This window comes from Sphaerisporangium corydalis, from assembly GCF_025506355.1.
Classification (GTDB): domain Bacteria; phylum Actinomycetota; class Actinomycetes; order Streptosporangiales; family Streptosporangiaceae; genus Sphaerisporangium; species Sphaerisporangium corydalis.
The window spans coordinates 23,698-45,194 of record NZ_JANZYP010000072.1 but is presented as its reverse complement, the minus strand read 5'-3'; the positions used below and the strand labels follow the sequence as shown (position 1 = coordinate 45,194).

The following is a 21,497-nucleotide window of genomic DNA, read 5'->3' as shown; positions in this document are numbered from 1 at the left end:
GGTCCTTCGCCCGCGTCGCCACTGAGTGCGTTGCCGTGAGGCTAGGTGCCCGCCGATCGCGGCATCAACGAAGTTGCTTCATGTTCCTTGCAATCCGCCGGAAGTCGCGGTGATCAGGTCACGGGCCGCCTGACCATAGACGGCCGCCTCGGCGAGTTTGGTGAACGCCTTCTCGTAGAGCGCGACGTCGGTGGGGGTCTTGATGCGGAACTGGCCGGGGATCGTGTCAACCCTGACCTGATTGTCATCGTATATCCAGAAGTTTTCCGGCGGCATGATCGCCGCCCGCGCCCGCGCGGGGATCACGCCGAAACTGAGTTGCGGCATGTTGGTCGTGATCTGGGCCAGCCGGTCGAGCTGCGCGGCCATCCCCTCGGCGTCGCACACCGGCGTGCGGAGCGCCTGCTCGCCGATGATGAACATGAAGCGCTTGCCGCCGGACTCCAGCACCTCCTGGTGGGCGAGCCGGGCGGCCACCGCCGCGTCGAGGTCGTCGGGGATGCCGCGGAAGTCGATGATGGCCCGCAGGTGCGCGCGTGCGTACCCGGGCGTCTGGAGCAGGCCGGGGACGGCCGAGTGCTGGAAGACCCGGAACTGCTGGGTGTCGTGGTAGAGCGGCTGGAACGACTCCTGGACGTGCCGCAGGCCGGTGGTCTCCAGCCGGCGCCACTCGGTGTACATCGAGTCGATGTTGCGCACGGCCGCTATCAGGTCGACGACGTACTCCTCGGCGTCGCACACTTTGCACCACGTCCGTATGTCGTTCTCGTTCGGCATCTGCGCGGCGTGCTCGATCTTGGAGACCTTCGAGTAGTGCCATCCGGCCTCGGACGCGAGGGTCCGCCCGGTCAGGCTGGCCTCGCTCCGGATCTCGCGGAGGCGCGCGGCCAGGATGCCTTTCGCCTCGGTGATTCGCGTCGGGGGCATGGGGGGCCACCTCTTCGGCTGCGGACGTCAGATATGGGACGTCACTGGAATGCCCACCGTAGCCAGGAAATTTCTCCATATACCCCCATGTTGCGCGATGTTGCTTGATGAATATGCGTCAATGGGTGCTCGTGGTACCGGAGAGGCGCTGGGCCAGATAGATCGGCACCACCGACAACACGATGAGCGCCGCCGCCACCACGTTGACGACCGGCGCCTGGTTCGGCCGGAAGAGGTTCTCGAAGATCCAGATCGGCAGCGTACGCACCCCGGCCCCCGCCGTGAACGTCGTCACGATGATCTCGTCGAACGACAGGGCGAACGCCAGAAGCCCGCTCGCCAGCAGCGCCGACCGCATCATCGGGAACGTCACCAGGCGGAAGGTCGTGAACGGGTCCGCGCCCAGGTCCGCCGAGGCCTCCTCCGCGTTCCGCCCCGTGCGCCGCAGCCGGGCCAGCACGTTGTTGTGCACGGTGACCACGCAGAACGTCGCGTGGCCCACGATCACGGTGAACAGGCCGAGCCCCACGCCGAACGGTTCGAGGATCGTGCGGAAGGCGTTGTTGAGCGCGATCCCGGTCACGATGCCGGGCAGCGCGATCGGCAGCACGATGAGCAGCGAGACGGTGTCGCGGCCGAAGAACCGGTGGCGCTGTACGGCGAAGGCCGCCATCGTGCCGAGCACCAGCGCGATCGCCGTCGCGCCCGCCCCCGCCTTGACCGAGGTCCACAGCGCGTCGCGCACCCCCGAGGACCCCCAGGCGGCGCTCCACCACCGCGTGGTGAACCCGGTCGGCGGCCAGGCGAACGTCCGGTCGGCGTTGAAGGAGTTCAGCAGCACGATCGCCAGCGGGACGTAGATCACGACCAGGCCGAGGGCCAGGGCCAGGCGCAGCGCCAGCCGCGCGCCGCGGGACAGGTTCACGAGGGCCTCCGGGACGGGTTCACGAGGGTCTCCGGGACGGGTTCAACGGGTTCACGAGGGCCCGCGGGCCACGGGGCGGGGTCACAGGCTCTCCAGCGCCCCGGTACGGCGCACGGCGGCGAGGTACACCAGCATGATCACGACAGGAATGGTCGCCACGGCGGCGGCGAACGGCAGGTTGTTCGCGGCGCCGATGTTGTCGTACACCACGTTCCCGATGAGCTGGCTGCGGCCCCCGACGATCTTCACGGCGATGTAGTCGCCGAGCGACAGGGAGAAGGTGAAGACCGAGCCGGCCACGATCGCCGGGAACGTCAGCGGCCACACCACCGTGCGGAAGGCCCGCCACCCGCGCGCGCCGAGGTCCCCGGCCGCCTCCAGCAGCGAGTCCGGCAGCCGCTCCAGCCCCGCGTAGATCGGCAGGATCATGTACGGCAGCCACAGGTACGACAGGGTCGCGATGGTCGCCCACAGCCCGTACCCCCAGCCGAGCAGCCCGTCCGACGACAGCATCACCCGCCAGGCGTACGCCTTGACCAGGTAGGAGGCCCACAGCGGGGTGAGCACGGCGATGACCAGCCACCGCTGGGTGCGCGGCGAGGCGAGCTTGGCCATCGCGAACGCCATCGGGAAGGCGATCACCGCGTCGATCAGCGTCACCGCGACCGCCACCCCGAGCGAGCGCAGCGCGACCGTCCGGTAGACCTCGATCGTCAGGACGTCGTGGAAGTTGGCCCAGGTGAACGTCCTGACCAGGTCGCCGGTGAAGGAGTCGGTGCTCCAGAAGGCGGTGACGAACAGGGCGGCGAGCGAGCCCAGGTAGGCGACGCCCAGCCACGCCAGCGGCGCGGCCAGCAGCAGAGACAGGCGCACCCCGGCGTGCCGGTGCAGCGCGGCGGCGAGCCGGCGGCGCGGGCCCGGGGGCCGGTCCATGCGGCCGGGCGGGGACGCCGGCGCCACCGGCGTCCCCGGCAGGGGGACGCTCACCCCTTGATCTCCGTCCAGGCCCGGGTCCACTCCGAGTAGTCCTTGCACTTCACGCCGGTACGCCCGTCCAGGCACTGGGCGATCGGGGTGGTCCAGTAGTGCACCTTGGAGAAGTAGTCCTCGTCGGTCGCGTGGTAGGTGTCGCAGAAGCCCTTGTCGGCGGTCTCCGCGCACGCCTTGGAGTTCGAGGGCGCCTCACCGAACCACTCGGCCACCTGGGCGTTGGCCTTCGGGGAGATGATCCAGTCCAGCCACTTGTAGGCGCAGTTGGGGTGCTGGGCCTTGGCCGCGACCATCCAGGTGTCCGACCAGCCGGTGGAGCCCTCCTTGGGCAGGATCGCCTTGACCGGCGCCTTGTCGGCCTCCGCCAGGTTCGCGATGACCTGCCAGGTGGTGCCCGCCACGGTGTCGCCGCTCTTGAAGGCCTGCACCGCCTTGGTGTAGTCCGACCAGTACTCGCCGACGTTCTGCCGCTGCCGCTTCAGCAGGTCGACCGCCGCCTGGAACTGCTTGTCGTCCAGCGCGTAGGGGTCCTTGATGCCGAGGCCGGGCTTGGTCGCCATCAGGTACAGCGCGGCGTCGGCGATGTAGATGGGGGAGTCGTAGGCGGTGAGCTTCCCCTTGTAGGGCGAGGCCGGGTCGAACACCACGCTCCAGGAGTCGGGGGCGGGGGTCACCTTGTCGGTGCGCCACATGAGCAGGTTGGCGCCCCGGCCGTGCGGGATCCCGTAGGCGACCCCGCCGACCGAGTTCCACGGCTTGAGCTTCAGGCCCGCGAACACGTCCTTGTAGCTGGGGACCAGGTCGGTGGTGACCGGGGCGACCGTGCCGGAGGCGATCAGGCGCAGCGACGCGTCGCCCGAGGCCGACACCGCGTCGTACTCCCCGGTCTTCATCAGGGTGACCATCTCGTCGGAGGTGCCGGCGACCTTGGTGTTGACCTTGCATCCGCTGGCCCGCTCGAAGGGGTGCACCCAGTCGACCTTGGGGTCGTTGGAGCCGTCCTCGGCGTAGCCGGCCCAGGCGACCAGGTTGACCTGGCCCTCGCTCGCGCCGAGGCTCTTCAGCGCCTCGATCTTGGGTGGGGTGAACCCGGTCGCGCCGGGGGCCGAGGCGCCGCCGCCCCCGCCGGTCGAGCCGCCGCAGGCCGCCGTGGCCAGCGCGAGCGCGGCGGCGGCGATCACGAGTCGGGTGGGTCGCATGGTGTCTCTCCTTGGGGGGTGGAGCGAGGGGGTCGGGACAGGGTTCGCCTGTTGGCGTGACACGGCGGTTCTGGACACGGTCGCTCAGGGCACGATGGCGAACTCGTGGCGGCGGTTCCAGACGAGCCGGACCCGGGCGCCGCGCAGCTCCGTCACCTCCATGGAGGAGACGTCCCGGTTCTGCTGCAGGACCATCAGCCGCCCGCCCGCGTCCAGGTCGACGACGAAGCGGGTGGCCGCCCCCGCGTACACCACCTCGGCGACCGTGCCGATGGCGCCATGCTCGTCCGCGCCCACGGGCGCGTCCGCGTCCAGTGCCAGCCGGAGCTTCTCCGGGCGCACGCTGAAGGTGCCGTCCCGGCCGAGCACCGCCTTCGCGGCCTCGCCGGAGATCAGGTTGGAGGTGCCGACGAACCCGGCCACGAAAGGGGTCGAGGGCCGTTCGTACACCTCGGCGGGCGTGCCGACCTGCTCGATCCTGCCCCGGTCGAACACGGCGATCCGGTCGCTCATCGTCAGGGCCTCCTCCTGGTCGTGGGTGACGAACAGGAACGTGATGCCGACCTCGCGCTGGAGCTCCTTCAGCTCGACCTGCATCTCCTCGCGGAGCTTGAGGTCCAGGGCGCCGAGCGGCTCGTCGAGCAGCAGGACCCGGGGCCGGTTGACCAGGGCCCTGGCCAGCGCCACCCGCTGGCGCTGCCCGCCGGAGAGCTGGGCGGGCCCGCGCCGCTCGAACCCCTCCAGGCGCACCGACCGCAGGGCCGCGGTGGCCCGCTCGCGCCGCTCGGCCCTGCCGACCTTCTTGACCCGCAGGCCGTACTCCACGTTGTCCAGCACGCTCATGTGCGGAAACAGCGCGTAGTCCTGGAACACCGTGTTGACGTCGCGCTCGAAGGGGGCCAGGCGGGTGACGTCGCGCCCGCCGAGCTCGACGGAACCGGCGGTGGGCGACTCGAAGCCCGCGATCATCCTGAGCACCGTCGTCTTGCCCGATCCGGAGGGGCCGAGCATCGCGAAGAACTCGCCGTCGGCGATCTCCAGGTCGACGCCGGCGACGGCCTCGACGGGGCCGAAACTCTTGCGCAGCCCCCGCAACCGCACCGCGACACTCTGATCTGGCATGGAGAAAAACATATGGGGTCGAATGTGTCGCGGCGATGCACGATCCGTATCACTCGGGCGCCGATCCCGGAGCCGGCCACGCGGTGACCTGCCCAACGGCCGGTTGCGGCAGAATTGCCGTATGTCCCTTGATCCGAAGATCGCGGACCGCCTGAAGCGCACCGCGGACGGGCTGGTGCCCGCGGTCGTCCAGCAGCACGACACCGGTGAGGTGCTGATGCTGGCCTGGATGGACGACGAGGCGCTGCACCGCACGCTGACCACCGGCCGGGCCACCTACTGGTCGCGCAGCCGGCGGGCGTACTGGGTGAAGGGCGAGACCTCGGGCCACGCCCAGTGGGTCAAGCACGTCGCGCTCGACTGCGACGGCGACACGATCCTGCTCAAGGTCGACCAGGTGGGCGCGGCCTGCCACACCGGCGACCGCACCTGCTTCGACGCGGGCGCCCTGGAGACATCCCTGTGACCCGCACGGGCCGGGCCTGCCCGCGGACGCACGCGGGCGCCACGGAGGCGGGGGCATGACCCAGCGGACGGCGGACAGTGAGAGCCCGGCCAAGGACCGGGCGCGGCGCGCCCTGCTCGCCTGGCTCGCGGCCGGCGCCGCCGGGGCGGCGCTCGCGTTGTTCGCGGCCGGGCGCACCTGGGCGAGCGTGACCCTCCCCGGCGGCCCCGGCCTGGCCCCCGCCGCGCCCGTGCCGCTGGCCGGAGGCGACCTCGCGCCCGTCTTGGCCCCGCTGGCCCTGGCCTGCCTGGCCGCCCTGGTCGCCGTGCTCGCCACCCGCGGCCCGTGGCGCCGGGCGATCGGCGTCCTGCTCGCCGCCGCCGGGCTCGCCGCCGCCGTGGCGTCGTGGCGCGGCGTCTCGGCCTCCCACGCGGTCTCGGCCGCCCTGGAGCGCGCGACGCTGCACGGCGACGCCGCCCGCGCGGTGGTGGCCGTCACCTGGGCCTGGCCCGTCCTGGCGATCGCGGCCGGGATCATGCTCTCGGCCGCCGGCGCGCTGGCGGTGGCGCGCGGCGGCGCCTGGCCAGGGATGTCGGACCGCTACGACCGCCCCGGGCCGTCCGCCGCCGCGCCGAAGCCCGGACGGGCGGAAAGGTCGCTGTGGGACGCCCTGGACCAGGGCCTCGATCCCACCGACGTCCCCAAGGACGGCCATGGCGACAGGGACGGCTGATCGGCGCCTCCGTACCGGAAGGCCGCGCAGCGGCACCGGCCTGTCACGGGGGGTGGCCCCTGCGTGCCGCTCTATGACAATGTGCCTACAAACTCGGTCATCGCGCCTTCGGATTCGCGGCGCATCGCTATGCTGCCGCAGCGCAACGCGCACATTGACGTCACGGGAGTCATTCAATGAGCTACGGGAATCAGCCGGGCAATCCTGAGGGCTACGACCCTCAGCAGCCCGGCGGGGGCTACGGCCAGCAGGGCGGCGGCCAGCCCTCCGGGGGGTACGGTCCGCAGGACGGCGGCTATGGCCAGCAGCAGCCCGGCTACGGCCAGCAGCCGGGGTACGGCCAGCAGCCCGGCGGGGGTTACGGCCAGCAGGGCGACTACGGGCAGGGCGGGTACCCGCCTCCGGGCGGCTACGGGCAGCAGCCCTACGGCGCCGGGCCGCCCGCGCCGGACAACCAGCTCGTCGCGGCGATCCTCACCACGCTGTTCTGCTGCCTGCCCTTCGGGATCGTGTCGATCGTCAAGTCCTCGCAGGTCAACTCCAGGTGGGCCGTCGGTGACTACCAGGGGGCGATGGTCGCCGCCGAGGAGGCCAAGACCTGGTGGAAGCGTGCCCTGATCTGGGGCATCGTGTCGTACGTGGTGGGCATCGTGGCCTACTTCCTCATCGTGGTCCTGCTCTTCGCGGCCAGTACCAGCACGTCGTACAGCTGACCATGAGCGCGCGGGCGGAGCGTGCCGGAAGGCCGGGGGCGGGCCGGGCGCGGGCCCTGCTCGGACCGCTCGGGGCCGCGGCGCTCACGGGGGCGGTGTTCACCTACGTCGGGGCGGTGGACCCGAACGCGCCGGGGCACTACCCGACGTGCCCCTTCCTGTTCCTCACCGGGCTGTACTGCCCGGGATGCGGCACGCTGCGCGCCGTCCACGCGCTGGCCCACGGCGACGTGGTCGCGGCCCTCGGCCTCAACCCGCTCGCCGTGGTGACGGTTCCGTTCCTGCTGTTCTGGTGGGGACGGTGGGCGCTGCGCACCTGGCAGCGGCGGCCGGTACGGACGTCGCTGGCCCATCCCGCCTACATCTGGGCCTTCCTCGCCCTCGTCATCGTCTACTGGATCGTGCGCAATCTCCCCTTCGGCCGGTTCCTGGCACCATGACGCCATGAGATCAGGACCCTGTGGCGAGGCGACGGCGGTAAGCCCGATACCATCGGCAGGGCAAGGTCGCGAGAGGAAGCCGGCCCCCGAGTCGATCTGCTGATCGGATGGCCAGGCGTCCTCGGATCGCGGGCACAGTCGACCGGAGGGACCCTGATCGGGTGAGCGAGCCAAGCGAGGAGATCAAGTGAGCGTGCTCGACGAGATCCTGGACGGCGTGCGAGCCGACCTCGCCGATCGGCAGAAGGCCGTGTCGCTGGTGGAGCTCAAGGACCGCGCCCGGCGGGCGCCGGCCGTCAGGGACGCCTACGCCGCGCTCGGCGGCGACAAGGTCTCGGTCATCGCCGAGGTCAAGCGCTCCAGCCCGTCCAAGGGCGCGCTGGCGGCCATCGCCGACCCCGCCGCGCTCGCGGCCGACTACGAGGCGGGCGGCGCGCACGTCATCAGCGTGCTGACCGAGAAGCGCCGTTTCGGCGGCAGCCTCGAGGACCTGTCCGCGGTGCGCGCGGCCGTCGACATCCCCGTCCTGCGCAAGGACTTCGTGGTCACCTCCTACCAGCTCTGGGAGGCCCGTGCCCACGGCGCCGACCTGGCGCTGCTGATCGTGGCCGCCCTCGACCAGAACGCCCTGGTCTCGCTCATCGAGCGGGCCGAGTCGATCGGGCTGGCGCCGCTGGTCGAGGTGCACACCGAGGAGGAGCTCCACCGCGCGCTCGAGGCGGGCGCTAAGATCATCGGGGTGAACGCGCGCAACCTCAAGAACCTCGAGGTCGACCGCGACGTCTTCGCCCAGATCGCCCCCAAGATCCCGGACGGCATCATCAAGATCGCCGAGTCGGGGGTGCGCGGCCCGCACGACCTGCTGGCCTACGCCCGGGCGGGCGCGGACGCCGTGCTGGTCGGCGAGAGCCTGGTCACCGGCAAGGACCCACGAGCCGCCGTGGTCGACCTGGTCACCGCGGGGGCGCACCCCGCGTCGCGGCTCGACAACGGACCCGAGAGGCAGCAGTGACGATCGCAGAAGGCACCCTGATCACCGCCGCCGGCCTCGCGGGCAACGGCCCGGCCGGCGACGACCCCGACGCGCGGGGACGCTTCGGCGTGTTCGGCGGCCGTTTCGTCCCCGAGGCCCTGATCCCGGCCCTCGACGAGGTCGCCAAGGTGTACGCCGAGGCCAAGTCCGACCCCGCGTTCCTGGCCGAGTTCGACCACCTGCTCCGCACCTACGCCGGCCGGCCGACCACGCTCACCGACGTGCGCCGGTTCAGCGAGCGCGCGGGCGGCGCCCGCGTCATCCTCAAGCGCGAGGACCTCACGCACACCGGCGCCCACAAGATCAACAACGTGCTGGGCCAGGCCCTGCTCACCAAGCGCCTCGGCAAGACCCGCGTCATCGCCGAGACCGGCGCCGGCCAGCACGGCGTCGCCACGGCGACCGCCTGCGCGCTGCTCGGCCTCGAATGCGTCATCTACATGGGCGAGGTCGACTGCGAGCGCCAGTCGCTCAACGTCGCCCGCATGAAGCTCCTCGGCGCGTCCGTCGTTCCGGTCGGCAACGGCAGCCGCACCCTCAAGGACGCCATCAACGAGGCGTTCCGCGACTGGGTGACCAACGTCGAGACCACGCACTACCTGTTCGGCACGGTCGCCGGCCCCCATCCGTTCCCCGAGATCGTCCGTGACTTCGCCCGCATCATCGGCGTCGAGGCCCGGCGCCAGATGCTCGAACTGACCGGGCGCCTGCCCGACGCCGTCGCCGCGGCCGTCGGCGGCGGCTCCAACGCCATCGGCATCTTCCACGCCTTCCTCGGCGACCAGGACGTGGCGCTGCACGGCTACGAGGCCGCCGGCCACGGCGTCGACAGCGGCGAGCACGCCCTGACCCTCACCGAAGGCTCGATCGGCGTCCTGCACGGCTCGCGCACCTACGTCCTGCAGGACGACGAGGGCCAGACGATCGAGTCCCACTCGATCTCGGCCGGCCTGGACTACCCCGGCGTCGGCCCCGAGCACGCCTGGCTGAAGGACACCGGACGCGCCACCTACCACGGCGTCACCGACGACGAGGCGATGGAGGCCTTCTCCCTCCTCGCCCGCACCGAGGGCATCATCCCGGCGATCGAGTCCGCGCACGCGCTCGCGGGCACCCTCAAGCTGGGCCGCGAGCTCGGCCCCGAGGCGACCATCCTGGTCAACCTCTCGGGCCGTGGCGACAAGGACATGGGCACCGCCATGAAGTACTTCGACCTGTAGGCACCAGAACCGGTAAGCGGGACTTCCTGACATGACCACTCTTCAGACGGCGTTCGAGAAGGCGCGGGCCGACAAGCGCGCCGCCCTCGTCGGATACCTTCCGGCCGGATTCCCCACCAAGGACGGCGCCGTCGCCGCCGCCACCGCCATGGTGGAGGCGGGGTGTGACGTCATCGAGATCGGCCTGCCCTACTCCGACCCGCTGATGGACGGCCCCACCATCCAGGACGCCGTCCACCGCGCCCTTTCCAACGGCACCCGCATCGCCGACGTGATGCGCACCGTCGAGGCGGTGGCCAGGAGCGGCGCGGCCGTGCTGGTCATGACCTACTGGAACCCGATCGACCGCTACGGCGCCGAGCGGTTCGCCCGCGACCTCGCCAACGCCGGGGGCCGGGGCACCATCACGCCCGACCTCACCCCCGAAGAGGCCGGGCCCTGGTGCGAGCTCAGCGCCGCCGCGAACATCGACACGGTGTTCCTGGTCGCCCCCAGCTCACCCGACGAGCGCATCCAGGCCGTGGCCGACTGCTGCACCGGCTTCGTCTACGCCGCTTCCCTCATGGGGGTCACCGGCGCGCGCGCCAGCGTGGGCGCCGCGGCCGAGGGCCTGGTGGCCCGCACCCGCGCCCACACCGGCCTGCCGGTCTGCGTGGGCCTCGGGGTCGGCACGGGCGCCCAGGCCGCCGAGGTCGCCGGGTACGCCGACGGAGTGATCGTGGGGTCGGCGTTCATCCGCCGCCTCCTGGACGCCCCCGACGAGGCCTCGGGCCTCAAGGCGGTGCGCGAGCTCGCCGCCGAACTCGCCGCGGGCGTGCGCGGCTGACGCCTCGTTCCGCGAGGTCGCGCGCCCGGTGTCCTTGATCGGACACCGTTTATCGGGCGCTTATCGGGGCCATGATGAGCTGGTCAGCCGGTACCCTTCGGCGGGAAAGCCGAGTCAGGCCGACCGGCCGCGACCCCGGGTGCCGGGCCGGTCCGCGGCCGGAACGTGTCGCGGGACCGCCGGTTCGTGGCTAAGGAGACGAGAAGCTGGTGACTTCCGAGGAGCCCGCGCCAATGAGGTCGCTTTATGTACATCCAGCGGTACCCTGGGTAACGACCGTCGCCCGGCTCGTGGTCGCGGGTGTGCTGATCGTGGCCGGCTGGCTGAAGATCGGCACTCCGGCGCTCGCCGTGCAGGCCGTGCAGGCCTACGAGCTGCTTCCGGCGCCGGTCGCCACCGCGGTGGGCTACGGCCTGCCGGTCCTCGAGATCGTCGTTGGGGTGTTGCTGGTTGTCGGGCTGCTCACGCGTGCCGCGGGCGTCGTGTCCGCGCTGCTCATGCTGGTCTTCGTGGTCGGCATCGCGTCGGCGTGGGCGCGTGGCCTGCGCATCGACTGCGGGTGCTTCGGCGGGGGCGGCAAACTCGCGGCGGGGCAGACGCCCGGATACCTGTGGGAAATCCTCAGGGACGGCGGGTTGTTCCTGTTGGGGGCCTGGATCGTCAGATTCGCTCCTGGCCGGGTCGCGCTCGACTCCGCCCTGGGGCTCGGCCCCGCGCGCGAGCGGCGCCCCGCCGGCGACGACGGCGGCGAGAACGAGGGCGACGAGCCCTGAATGAAGGAGAGTCTCTGATGGGAAAGGCCGCGCGGGACCTCTCCGCGCGCGAGCGGATCAAGTCGCAGCGCGAACAGGACCGCAAGCAGGCGCAGCGCAGGCGCCTCGCCACCGTGATCACCGTGATCCTCGTCGTGGTCGCGGTCGTCCTCGGCGGCTGGTGGTACGCCATGTCGGGCAAGTCCGAGACGCTCACCGGGCAGCTCGCCCCGATCTCCAGGCAGTCCGACGGCTCGGTGGCGATGGGCAAGGCGGGCGTCGAAAAACCCGTCCTGGACATCTACGAGGACTACCAGTGCCCCGCCTGCCAGGCGTTCGAGCAGACCAGCTCGGCCACGGTGAAGAACATGGCGGCGGCGGGCCAGCTCAAGGTGGTCTACCACGCCGTCAACATCTTCAGCGCCGAACCGGCGCACGGCAACACCATGCGCGCCTCCTCGGCCGCCCGGTGCGTCCCCGACGGCGCTCAGTGGATGGCCTACCACGACCGGCTGTTCAAGGAGCAGCCCCCCGAGACCAAGGCCGGCTTCGCGATCGCCGACCTCGTCACCTGGGGCAAGGCGTCAGGTGTCACCGACCCCGGCTTCGAGGCCTGCGTCACCTCCCAGAAGGAGGTGCAGGCGCAGACCGCCTACAGCAAGAAGGTCTTCGACTCCAAGGTCATCACCCAGGGGACGCCTACGCTGCGGCTCAACGGCAAGGAGATCGAGAACAGCGTCGCCTTCAACCCAGGAGCCCTGCGCCAGGCCATCCTTGATGCCGCGAAGTAGGCCAGGAACCGGTAACGTCACCTGACATGCCCTTGGCCTCCTTTCCCAGCCCGTCGGAAGGTGTCTGGTACCTCGGACCGATCCCTCTGCGGGCCTACGCTTTCTGCATCGTGCTCGGCGTCGTCGTCGCCGTCTGGATGGGTGAACGCCGCTGGCGCGCCCGCGGCGGCGAGCCCGGCACGATCACCGACCTCGCCGTCTGGGCCGTGCCGTTCGGCCTGGTCGGCGGGCGGCTGTACCACGTCATCACCGACTGGCAGCTCTACTTCGGGCCCGACGCCCCGAACCGGCCGATCGACGCGCTGTACATCTGGCACGGCGGGCTCGGCATCTGGGGCGCGGTCGCGCTCGGCGGCGTCGGCGTGTGGATCGCCTGCCGCCGGCGCGGCCTGTCGCTGTCGGCGGTGGCCGACACCGTCGCGCCCGGCATCGCGGTGGCGCAGGCCATCGGCCGCTGGGGCAACTACTTCAACCAGGAGTTGTTCGGCGGCCCCACCAACCTGCCGTGGGGGCTGGAGATCGATCCGGGCCGTCCCGGCACGATCCCCGGCGAGGCGACCTACCACCCGACGTTCCTGTACGAGTCCCTGTGGGACCTGGCCCTGGCCGTCGTGCTCATCTGGGCCGGGCGGCGGTACGGGCTGCGGCACGCCCGGCTGTTCGCCCTGTACGTCGCGGGCTACACGCTGGGCCGCTTCTGGATCGAGGGCATGCGGGTCGACCCCGCCCACCACATCCTCGGCCTGCGGCTGAACCAGTGGACCTCCGTGGTCATCTTCGTCGGCGCCCTGATCTACTTCTGGGTGACCCGGGACAAGACGACCGAGGAGATCGTGGTGGCCCGGCACGGCGACGGCTCCGACCCGGCGCACCCCGCCGGCCTGGCCGACGACCACGAGCTCGCCGAGACGTCCACCGACCCTGAGACGTCCACCGATCCTGAGCGCACCGCCACCCTGGCCGCGACGGAGGAGGGCCCAGGAGCCGATCCGGCCCACCCCGCGGACCAGGCCGACCCGGGCGAGGCGGCCGATCCCACCCCCGGTCAGGACCCGGTTCTGGGCGAGGGCGAGACGGCCGACCCTGCGCATTCCGCCGGTCAGGCGGACCCGGGGGAGACGGCCGGCCCCGGATCTGGTCAGGACCCGGTTCTGGGCGAGGGCGAGACGGCCGACCCTGCGCATTCCGCCGGTCAGGCGGACCCGGGGGAGACGGCCGGCCCCGGATCTGGTCAGGACCCGGTCCTGGGTGACGGCGAGACGGCCGACCCTGCGCATTCCGCCGGTCAGGCCGACCCTTCGGAGGCGAATTCACGATGAACCAGGGCGGCTCCTCGGGGGGGCGCGCCGAGATCCACCACAAGCACCGTGACGTGAACGGCGGGTGGCTCCGCCCCGCCGTCTTCGGTGCCATGGACGGTCTGGTGTCGAACTTCGCCCTCATCGCCGGCGTCGCCGGCGGCACCGCCAGCGTCAAGGTCGTCTCCCTGGCGGGCGTCGCCGGGCTCGCCGCCGGCGCGTTCTCGATGGCCGGCGGCGAGTACGTGTCGGTGGCCAGCCAGCGCGAGCTCGCACTGGCCGAGATCGACATCGAGCGCGCCGAGCTGGCGAACAACGCCCAGGCGGAGGAGCTTGAGCTGGCCCGGCAGTTCGAGGGTCGCGGGGTCGAGTCCGGCCTCGCCGCCGAGGTGGCCAGGCAGATCTCCCGCGACCCGGTCCAGGCCCTTGAGGTGCACACCCGCGAGGAGCTCGGCCTGGACCCCGGCGACCTGCCCGCGCCCCGGCTCGCCGCCATCTCCTCGTTCCTGTCGTTCAGCGTCGGGGCGATCATCCCGCTGGTGCCCTACCTCGTCGGGGCCACGCTCCTGTGGTTCTCGGCGGCCGTGTCGATGCTCGCGCTGTTCGTGGCCGGGGCGATCGTGTCCCGGGTGACGGCCAGGAGCTGGTGGTTCTCCGGGTTCCGCCAGCTCGCCGTGGGCGCCCTGGCCGGCGCGCTGACGTTCGGGCTCGGCTCGCTCCTTGGCGCCGGCGGCCTGTGAGCGCCCGCGGCGGCGAGGGCAGACGGCGCCGGGTCCCGCCCGAAGGGGAGACCCCGCCCGAGCGCGGCGGCGTGAGCAAACGCCGCCGGCCCGCACCCGAGGGCGAGGTCCCACCGGGACGCGGAGACGAGAACGAACACCGCCGGCCCGCACCCCAGCCCGGGGTCCCGCCCGTACGCGGGGGCGAGAGGCGCGGGGCCGCACCCGAGGGCGAGGTCCCGCCGGATCGGGGTGGCGTGAGCAAGCGGCGCCGGGCGGCACCCGAGGGTGAGGTCCCACCAGGACGCGTGAGCAAGAGGCGCCGGGCCGCGCCGCAGGGGCAGGTTCCACCGGGAGGCGGTGGCGAGAGCGAACGGCGCCGGGCCGCGCCCCAGGCCCCGCCCGTACGCGGGGGAGAGACCAAGCGGCGCCGCGCCGCGCCCCAGGCCGGGGCCCCGCCGGGACGCGGGGACGAGCCCATGCGGCGCCCGGCCGTGCCCCAGGACGAGGCCATGTGGGGCCCGCCCGCGCCGGAGGGCGAGGCCATGTGGCGTCCGGCCGCGCCGGTGGGCGAGGGCATGTGGGGCCCGGCCGCGCCCCAGGATGAGGCCATGTGGGCCCCGGCCGTGCCCGAGGGCGAGGCCATGAGGAGCGGTGCCGGGCCGGAGGGTGGGCCGGGGGCGCCGGAGGGTGAGGTGGTGGCGGAGCGGGGTGGGAAGAGTAAGCGGCGCCGGGCGTCGTTCGAGGTCGAGGCGCTGTCCGAACGCGGGCTCACCGAACGCCAGCAGCGGATCCTGTTCGCCGTCGGCACGGTGCTGGTCGTGCTGCTCGGCGGTTTCGGGCTCACCGCCATCGTCAGCACCCTCGGCGTGTCCGCCCCCGCCTCCGAGCAGGGTTCGGCGGCCGACTCGATCGGCCTGCCCCACCCCGACGAGTACCAGGCCTGGCCCTCACCCAAGCTCTTCGCCCCGCTCGCCGACCGCAAGGCCGACGCGACCGGGCTGAAGGCCGAGGAGGTCTTCGGGACCAAGACCCTCAAGAGCGGCAAGCTGACCCTCAAACTGCTCGGCCGCCGCCTGGACGGCGCCTGCGCCCAGGTCATGTGGGGCGGCGAGGTGCTCGCCAAGCTCGCCACGACCGGCTGCACCCAGGCGGTCCGCGGGCTCTACCTCAGCGCCGACCGCCGGTACGTCGCCCAGTACACCCTGTTCAACCTGGCCGGGCAGGCGGACGCCGAACGGTTCGTCCAGGAGATGGCCACCCTCTACCGGGGAGGCGGCTGGATCCGCCCGCTGGAGTCGCCGTCCGCGTCGTTCGTGACCGACGGCTACACCGAGGCCAGCGGCCACGCCATGGGGCACTACGCCGGGTTCGTCTGGGTCGGCAGGCTCGACGGCCAGGAGCCGGGGCCCAAGGACGACTTCGTGTCGCTGACCTTGGCCGTGCGGGGCGCGGAGAAGGCCATCTTCCGCCGTGTCGTCGCCGTGACCGGCCCCGAGACCCCTCCGGCCAAGTAGGGTCGGTCGTCATGCCCAGCCGTACGTGGATCGCCCTCGCGGTCGCAGGCGTGCTCGCCGGGGCGGCGGGGGCCGTGTTCGCCGTCACCCGGCCGGAGACGGGCCCGAGCCCGGCCGTGTTCCACGGCGAACGCACCTCCGCGCTCTACGCCCCCATCGCCACCCGCGCGGCCGACCCCCGGCCGCTGACCGGGCAGGAGGTGGCCGCGCCCGGCCTGCGGCCCGCCTCGTCGGGCGTGATCATGGAACGTGGTCAGGTCACGACGTCGGGCGACTGCGCGTCGGCGGTGTGGGGGAGCGGCCCCGCGGGCGCCGCCGCCGGGTGCGCCCAGGTCGTCCGGGCGAGCTTCACCACCTCAGACGGCGGGGTCAGCGGCCAGTACACCGTGTTCGACATGGCCGACGGCGCCGCCGCCGACCGGCTGGTGGCGGCCCTGGACCCCAAGGCGGGCGGCGGCTTCCTGCGGCTGGCGCCCGGCCAGCCGCCGTCCTTCGACGCCGGCCGCAGCCGGGCCGAGGCGCGGGCCCTCGGCCACTTCGCCGTCGTGAACTGGGTGGGCCCGGTGGGCGAAGCGGGAGCGCCCGACCTGACCTACCCCCAGATCGCCCTGGAGTCACTCGGCGGCTTCGTCCAGCGCCGCGTCCTCGAAGCCGGCGACTGACCGGCCAGGACGGGCCCTCGGGGTCGGTGGCTGATCGGACAGCGTGGGGACGACCGGACGGGCGGGTCCTCGCGGCGGGCGACCGGCCGCACAGGGGCCCTGAGGTCTTCGCGGTCGGCGGCTGATCGGATGGCGCTCGGGGTCCTAGGGGTCGGTGGCCGATCGATGGCGCGTTGTCGGGGTCGGCGGGGAAGGCGCTCGGGGTGGGTGGCCGCAGGACAGGGGGGCGGTGTGGGGGCGGTGGGATACGGTCGCGCGCCGGCGACCGGCAGGGCGGGGCGGTCATCATGACCGGCGCCCGGCCGGGTGCGACGGTTCTCGCGGCCGGTGCCCGGCCGGGCGGGCGGTTCTCGTGGTCGGTGGGCGGGCGGGCAGGGGTTTTCTTGACACGGCCTTGACTCTTGGTGCTGAGATGCGTGATCTCTGCTGGTTTCGGGCAGGAATAACGTCCCGCGAAGGGTCGTTCTCCGACTACGGCCCGGAACCTCATGACCACGCGCCCGGAGGTGCCGCACATGGATGACGAATGTTCGCGATACCAACCTGGCGGGCACTATTCCGGCATGGTGCGGTAGTCTCTACACACCTAACAGCAGCAGGGCCAACGTCGTCCCTCTTGCCTGCAATCGCCAAGCCAGACGAAGCAGACGAAGACGACGGGAGGGATTCAATGCCTGCTGCCCACCTCGGGTTCCCCGAGCCCCAGGGCCTATACCACCCTTCGCAGGAGCACGACGCGTGCGGAGTCGCGATGGTGGCCGATGTCGCCGGGCGCCGCAGCCACGACATCGTCGCGAAGGCCCTGACGGCACTGTGCAACCTGGATCACCGAGGGGCCAAGGGTAGCGAACCGGACACCGGAGATGGCGCAGGAATCCTGACGCAGATCCCCGACGCGTTCCTCCGTGCGTCCGTCGGCTTCCCGCTGCCCCCGGCCGGCTCCTACGCCGCCGGCATCGCGTTCCTCCCGCTGGACGGGCAGGCGCGCGCGATCGGCGTCGGGATGATCGAGGAGATCGCCGCCGAGGAGGGCCTGACGGTCCTCGGGTGGCGCGAGGTGCCCGTCGACACCGCGCACGCCGGGCCGAGCGCCCGCGCCGTCATGCCGTCGTTCCACCAGCTCTTCCTGTCCTCACCGGGCGGGGAGTCCGGCCTGGAGCTCGACCGCCTGGTCTTCTGCCTGCGCAAGCGGGCCGAGCACGAGGTCGACGTCTACTTCTCCTCGCTGTCCTCGCGGACCCTGGTGTACAAGGGCATGCTGACCACCCCGCAGCTGGAGCCCTTCTTCCCCGACCTGTCCGACGACAGGTACGAGAGCGCGATCGCCCTGGTGCACTCGCGTTTCTCCACCAACACCTTCCCGTCGTGGCCGCTGGCGCACCCCTACCGGTACGTCGCGCACAACGGCGAGATCAACACCGTCAAGGGCAACCGCAACTGGATGCGCGCCCGCGAGGCGATGCTGGCCACCGACCTGATCCCGGGCGACATGGCGCGGCTCTTCCCGATCTGCGACCCCGACGCCTCCGACACGGCGTCCTTCGACGAGTGCCTGGAGCTGCTGCACCTCGGCGGCCGTAGCCTGCCGCACGCCGTGCTGATGATGATCCCCGAGGCGTGGGAGAACCACACCGAGATGGACCCCGCGCGGCGGGCCTTCTACGAGTACCACTCCACCTCCATGGAGGCGTGGGACGGACCGGCGTCGATCACCTTCAGCGACGGCACCCTGGTCGGCGCGGTCCTCGACCGCAACGGCCTGCGCCCGGGCCGCTTCTGGGTGACCGAGGACGGCCTGGTCGTGCTGGCCTCGGAGGCCGGCGTGCTCGACATCGAGCCGTCCAAGGTCGTCCGCAAGGGCCGCCTCCAGCCCGGCAAGATGTTCCTGGTCGACACCGAGCTCGGCAAGATCATCGAGGATGACCAGGTCAAGGCCGAGCTGGCCGCCGCCCAGCCGTACGGCGAGTGGCTGCACGCCGGGCTCGTGCGCTTCGAGGAGCTGCCGGAGCGGCAGCGCCCGCTGGTCACCCACGAGGCCCTGGTGAAGCGCCAGCAGACCTTCGGCTACACCGAGGAGGAGCTGCGCGTCATCCTGGCCCCCATGGCCAGGGCCGGCGCCGAGCCGATCGGCTCCATGGGCACCGACTCCCCGGTCGCGGTGCTGAGCGAGAAGCCCCGGCTGCTGTTCGACTACTTCAGCCAGCTCTTCGCCCAGGTGACCAACCCGCCGCTGGACGCGATCCGCGAAGAGCTGGTCACCTCCCTGCAGACGACCATCGGCCCCGAGGGCAACCTGCTGGCCCCGGGACCGGCGTCCTGCCGGCGGCTGGTGCTCCCGTACCCGGTGATCGACAACGACGAGCTCGCCAAGATGATCCACATCAACGACGAGAGCGCCCTGCCCGGCTTCCAGCCGCACGTCGTGCCCGGCCTGTACGACGTGGCCGGCGGCGGCGAGGGGCTGCTGCACCGGCTGGAGGAGATCTGCGCGGAGGTCTCGCGGGCCATCGCCGGCGGCGCCCGCATCATCGTGCTGTCCGACCGGGGCTCCGACGCCCGCATGGCGCCGATCCCGTCGCTGATGCTGACCGGCGCGGTGCACCACCACCTGATCCACGAGAAGTCCCGCACCCGCGTGGGCCTGGTCATCGAGACCGGCGAGGCGCGCGAGTGCCACCACATGGCGCTGCTGATCGGGTACGGCGCCTCGGCCGTGAACCCCTACCTGGCGATCGAGACCATCGAGGACATGGTCGCCACCGGCGCGCTCGGCATGGACCCGCGTGCCGCCGTGCGCAACCTGATCAAGGCGTACGGCAAGGGCGTCCTGAAGATCATGTCCAAGATGGGCGTGTCGACGGTGGCCTCCTACACCGGCGCGCAGATCTTCGAGGCGCTCGGCCTGGGCCAGGACGTCATCGACGCCTGCTTCGTGGGCACCACCTCGCGCCTGGGCGGCGTCGGCTTCGGCGTGCTCGCCCAGGAGGTGGCCCTGCGCCACCTGCGGGCCTACCCGCGCGCCGAGAACGCCCACCGGCGGCTGGAGGTCGGCGGCGAGTACCAGTGGCGCCGCGAGGGCGAGCCTCATCTGTTCAACCCCGAGACGGTGTTCAGGCTGCAGCATGCCACCCGCACCCGGCGGTACGAGATCTTCAAGCAGTACACCGGGCTGGTCGACTCGCAGGCCGAGAAGCTGATGACGCTGCGTGGCCTGTTCCGGCTGCGCGGCGGCGTGCGCCCGGCGGTCCCGATCGAGGAGGTCGAGCCGGTCGAGAGCATCGTCAAGCGCTTCTCCACCGGCGCGATGTCCTACGGGTCGATCTCGCAGGAGGCCCACGAGACCATCGCGATCGCCATGAACCGGCTGGGCGCCAAGTCCAACACCGGTGAGGGCGGCGAGGACCCCGACCGCCTCCACGACCCGGTGCGCCGCTCGGCGATCAAGCAGGTGGCCTCGGGCCGGTTCGGAGTGACCAGCGAGTACCTGGTGAACGCGACCGACCTGCAGATCAAGATGGCCCAGGGCGCCAAGCCCGGCGAGGGCGGCCAGCTCCCGGGCCACAAGGTGTACCCGTGGATCGCCAAGACCCGGCACTCCACCCCGGGCGTCGGCCTCATCTCGCCGCCGCCGCACCACGACATCTACTCGATCGAGGACCTGGCCCAGCTCATCCACGACCTGAAGAACGGCAACCCCGAGGCGCGCGTCCACGTGAAGCTCGTCGCGGAGGTCGGGGTCGGGACGGTGGCGGCCGGGGTCAGCAAGGCCCACGCCGACGTCGTGCTGATCTCCGGCCATGACGGCGGCACCGGCGCCTCCCCGCTGACCTCGATCAAGCACGCGGGCACCCCGTGGGAGCTCGGCCTGGCCGAGACCCAGCAGACCCTGCTGCTCAACGGCCTGCGGGACCGCATCGTCGTGCAGGCCGACGGCCAGCTCAAGACCGGTCGCGACGTGATCATCGCCGCGCTGCTCGGCGCCGAGGAGTTCGGTTTCGCGACCGCGCCCCTGGTGGTGTCCGGCTGCGTGATGATGCGCGTCTGCCACCTGGACACCTGCCCGGTCGGCGTCGCCACGCAGAACCCCGAGCTGCGCAAGCGGTTCACCGGCAAGCCGGAGTTCGTGGTCAACTTCTTCGAGTTCGTCGCCCAGGAGGTCCGGGAGTACCTGGCCGAGCTGGGTTTCCGCTCGATCGAGGAGGCCGTCGGCCACGCCGAGTTCCTGGACACCGAGGCCGCAGAGGACCACTGGAAGGCGGCGGGCCTCGACCTGTCCCCGATCCTGCACGTGCCCTCGCTGCCCGAGGGCACGCCGCTGCACCGCACGGTCGCCCAGGACCACGGGCTGGACAAGGCGCTGGACAACACGCTGATCCAGCTCGCCGAGGGCGCGCTGAAGTACGGCGACCGGGTCACGCTGGACCTGCCGATCCGCAACGTCAACCGCACGGTCGGCACGATGCTCGGCCACCAGGTGACCCGGCGGTACGGCGGCGAGGGCCTGCCCGACAACACGATCGACGTCAGCCTGACCGGGTCGGCGGGCAACTCCCTCGGCGCGTTCGTGCCGAAGGGCATCACCCTGCGGCTCACCGGCGACGCCAACGACTACCTGGCCAAGGGCCTGTCGGGCGGGCGCGTCACCGTGCGCCCGCACCCCGACGCGCCGTTCAGCGCCGAGACCCAGGTCATCGCCGGGAACGTCGGCCTGTACGGGGCGACCTCCGGCGAGGTGTTCATCCGGGGCGTGGTGGGCGAGCGGTTCTGCGTGCGCAACTCCGGTGCCACCGCCGTGGTGGAGGGCGTGGGCGACCACGGCTGCGAGTACATGACCGGCGGCCGGGCGGTCGTGCTCGGCCCGACCGGGCGCAACTTCGCGGCGGGCATGTCGGGCGGCATCGCCTACGTGCTCGACCTGAACCCCGCCCGGGTCAACCGGGAGATGGTCGACGTCGAGGGGCTGACCGAGGGGGACTCGGAGTTCCTGCGGGACATCGTCGAGCGGCACCTCGCGGAGACCGGCTCCACGGTCGCCAAGGCGCTGCTGGACGACTGGGACGGCACGCTGACCCGCTTCGGCAAGGTCATGCCGATCGACTACAAACGGGTGCTCAGGGCCGCCGAGGCCGCGCGCGCCGAGGGCCGGGACATCGACGAGGCGGTCATGGCCGCCGTACACGGTTAA

General features: G+C 72.0%; 19 protein-coding genes. 14 read left to right on the top strand and 5 right to left on the bottom strand.

Annotated features, from left to right (window positions below; genetic code table 11):
* Positions 1–78: 78 nt before the first annotated feature.
* From NYZ98_RS34870 to NYZ98_RS34850, 5 genes are all read right to left on the bottom strand, one after another.
* Positions 79–927, bottom strand: coding sequence for a helix-turn-helix domain-containing protein (locus tag NYZ98_RS34870; protein ID WP_262848311.1), 849 nt, complete (start codon positions 925–927; stop codon positions 79–81).
* Between the two features lie 118 nt (positions 928–1,045).
* Entirely contained in the window at positions 1,046–1,852 is an 807-nt protein-coding gene (locus tag NYZ98_RS34865) for an ABC transporter permease (RefSeq protein ID WP_262848309.1), read from the bottom strand.
* A gap of 81 nt (positions 1,853–1,933) precedes the next feature.
* Positions 1,934–2,839 (bottom strand): ABC transporter permease, encoded by a 906-nt coding sequence (locus tag NYZ98_RS34860; protein ID WP_262848307.1) that lies wholly within the window; start codon positions 2,837–2,839, stop codon positions 1,934–1,936.
* Positions 2,836–4,041, bottom strand: a complete 1,206-nt coding sequence (locus NYZ98_RS34855; protein WP_262848305.1) for an ABC transporter substrate-binding protein — start codon at positions 4,039–4,041, stop codon at positions 2,836–2,838. The genes NYZ98_RS34860 and NYZ98_RS34855 overlap by 4 nt, the downstream gene beginning before the upstream one ends.
* Positions 4,042–4,125: 84 nt before the next feature.
* Positions 4,126–5,163, bottom strand: coding sequence for an ABC transporter ATP-binding protein (locus NYZ98_RS34850; RefSeq protein WP_262848303.1), 1,038 nt, complete (start codon positions 5,161–5,163; stop codon positions 4,126–4,128).
* Between the two features lie 121 nt (positions 5,164–5,284).
* Between NYZ98_RS34850 and hisI the strand changes: the two genes are divergently transcribed.
* The 14 genes from hisI to gltB all read left to right on the top strand — a co-directional run bounded on the left by hisI (position 5,285) and on the right by gltB (position 21,497).
* A complete protein-coding gene (gene hisI / locus NYZ98_RS34845; RefSeq protein ID WP_262848301.1) occupies positions 5,285–5,629 on the top strand; it encodes a phosphoribosyl-AMP cyclohydrolase in 345 nt (114 codons plus the stop codon).
* Between the two features lie 55 nt (positions 5,630–5,684).
* The gene (locus NYZ98_RS34840) at positions 5,685–6,341 is read left to right on the top strand and encodes a Trp biosynthesis-associated membrane protein (protein ID WP_262848299.1); all 657 of its coding nucleotides are present in this window, start codon (positions 5,685–5,687) and stop codon (positions 6,339–6,341) included.
* 176 nt (positions 6,342–6,517) lie between these two features.
* On the top strand, positions 6,518–7,054 hold the full coding sequence (locus NYZ98_RS34835) for a CD225/dispanin family protein (RefSeq protein WP_262848297.1): 537 nt from the start codon (positions 6,518–6,520) through the stop codon (positions 7,052–7,054).
* Between the two features lie 2 nt (positions 7,055–7,056).
* Positions 7,057–7,494, top strand: a complete 438-nt coding sequence (locus tag NYZ98_RS34830) for a DUF2752 domain-containing protein (protein WP_262848295.1) — start codon at positions 7,057–7,059, stop codon at positions 7,492–7,494.
* Between the two features lie 187 nt (positions 7,495–7,681).
* Positions 7,682–8,506, top strand: a complete 825-nt coding sequence (trpC, locus tag NYZ98_RS34825) for an indole-3-glycerol phosphate synthase TrpC (RefSeq protein WP_262848293.1) — start codon at positions 7,682–7,684, stop codon at positions 8,504–8,506.
* 20 nt (positions 8,507–8,526) lie between these two features.
* Entirely contained in the window at positions 8,527–9,747 is a 1,221-nt protein-coding gene (trpB, locus tag NYZ98_RS34820; RefSeq protein WP_262848332.1) for a tryptophan synthase subunit beta, read from the top strand.
* Positions 9,748–9,778: 31 nt separating this feature from the next.
* The gene (trpA, locus tag NYZ98_RS34815) at positions 9,779–10,573 is read left to right on the top strand and encodes a tryptophan synthase subunit alpha (protein WP_262848291.1); all 795 of its coding nucleotides are present in this window, start codon (positions 9,779–9,781) and stop codon (positions 10,571–10,573) included.
* A 233-nt stretch (positions 10,574–10,806) separates the two neighbouring features.
* Positions 10,807–11,346 carry a MauE/DoxX family redox-associated membrane protein gene (locus NYZ98_RS34810; protein ID WP_262848289.1) on the top strand — a complete coding sequence of 180 codons (540 nt, stop codon included), beginning with the start codon at positions 10,807–10,809 and terminating at the stop codon, positions 11,344–11,346.
* 17 nt (positions 11,347–11,363) lie between these two features.
* On the top strand, positions 11,364–12,116 hold the full coding sequence (locus NYZ98_RS34805) for a DsbA family protein (RefSeq protein WP_262848287.1): 753 nt from the start codon (positions 11,364–11,366) through the stop codon (positions 12,114–12,116).
* Positions 12,117–12,142: 26 nt separating this feature from the next.
* Complete coding sequence (gene lgt / locus NYZ98_RS41625) at positions 12,143–13,435, top strand: prolipoprotein diacylglyceryl transferase (RefSeq protein WP_407696440.1); 1,293 nt, start codon at positions 12,143–12,145, stop codon at positions 13,433–13,435.
* Positions 13,432–14,154 (top strand): VIT1/CCC1 transporter family protein, encoded by a 723-nt coding sequence (locus tag NYZ98_RS34795; RefSeq protein WP_262848285.1) that lies wholly within the window; start codon positions 13,432–13,434, stop codon positions 14,152–14,154. The genes lgt and NYZ98_RS34795 overlap by 4 nt, the downstream gene beginning before the upstream one ends.
* 287 nt (positions 14,155–14,441) lie before the next feature.
* Positions 14,442–15,650 carry a hypothetical protein gene (locus NYZ98_RS34790; protein ID WP_262848283.1) on the top strand — a complete coding sequence of 403 codons (1,209 nt, stop codon included), beginning with the start codon at positions 14,442–14,444 and terminating at the stop codon, positions 15,648–15,650.
* Between the two features lie 11 nt (positions 15,651–15,661).
* The gene (locus NYZ98_RS34785) at positions 15,662–16,312 is read left to right on the top strand and encodes a hypothetical protein (RefSeq protein ID WP_262848281.1); all 651 of its coding nucleotides are present in this window, start codon (positions 15,662–15,664) and stop codon (positions 16,310–16,312) included.
* Positions 16,313–16,982: 670 nt separating this feature from the next.
* On the top strand, positions 16,983–21,497 hold the full coding sequence (gene gltB / locus NYZ98_RS34780) for a glutamate synthase large subunit (RefSeq protein WP_262848279.1): 4,515 nt from the start codon (positions 16,983–16,985) through the stop codon (positions 21,495–21,497).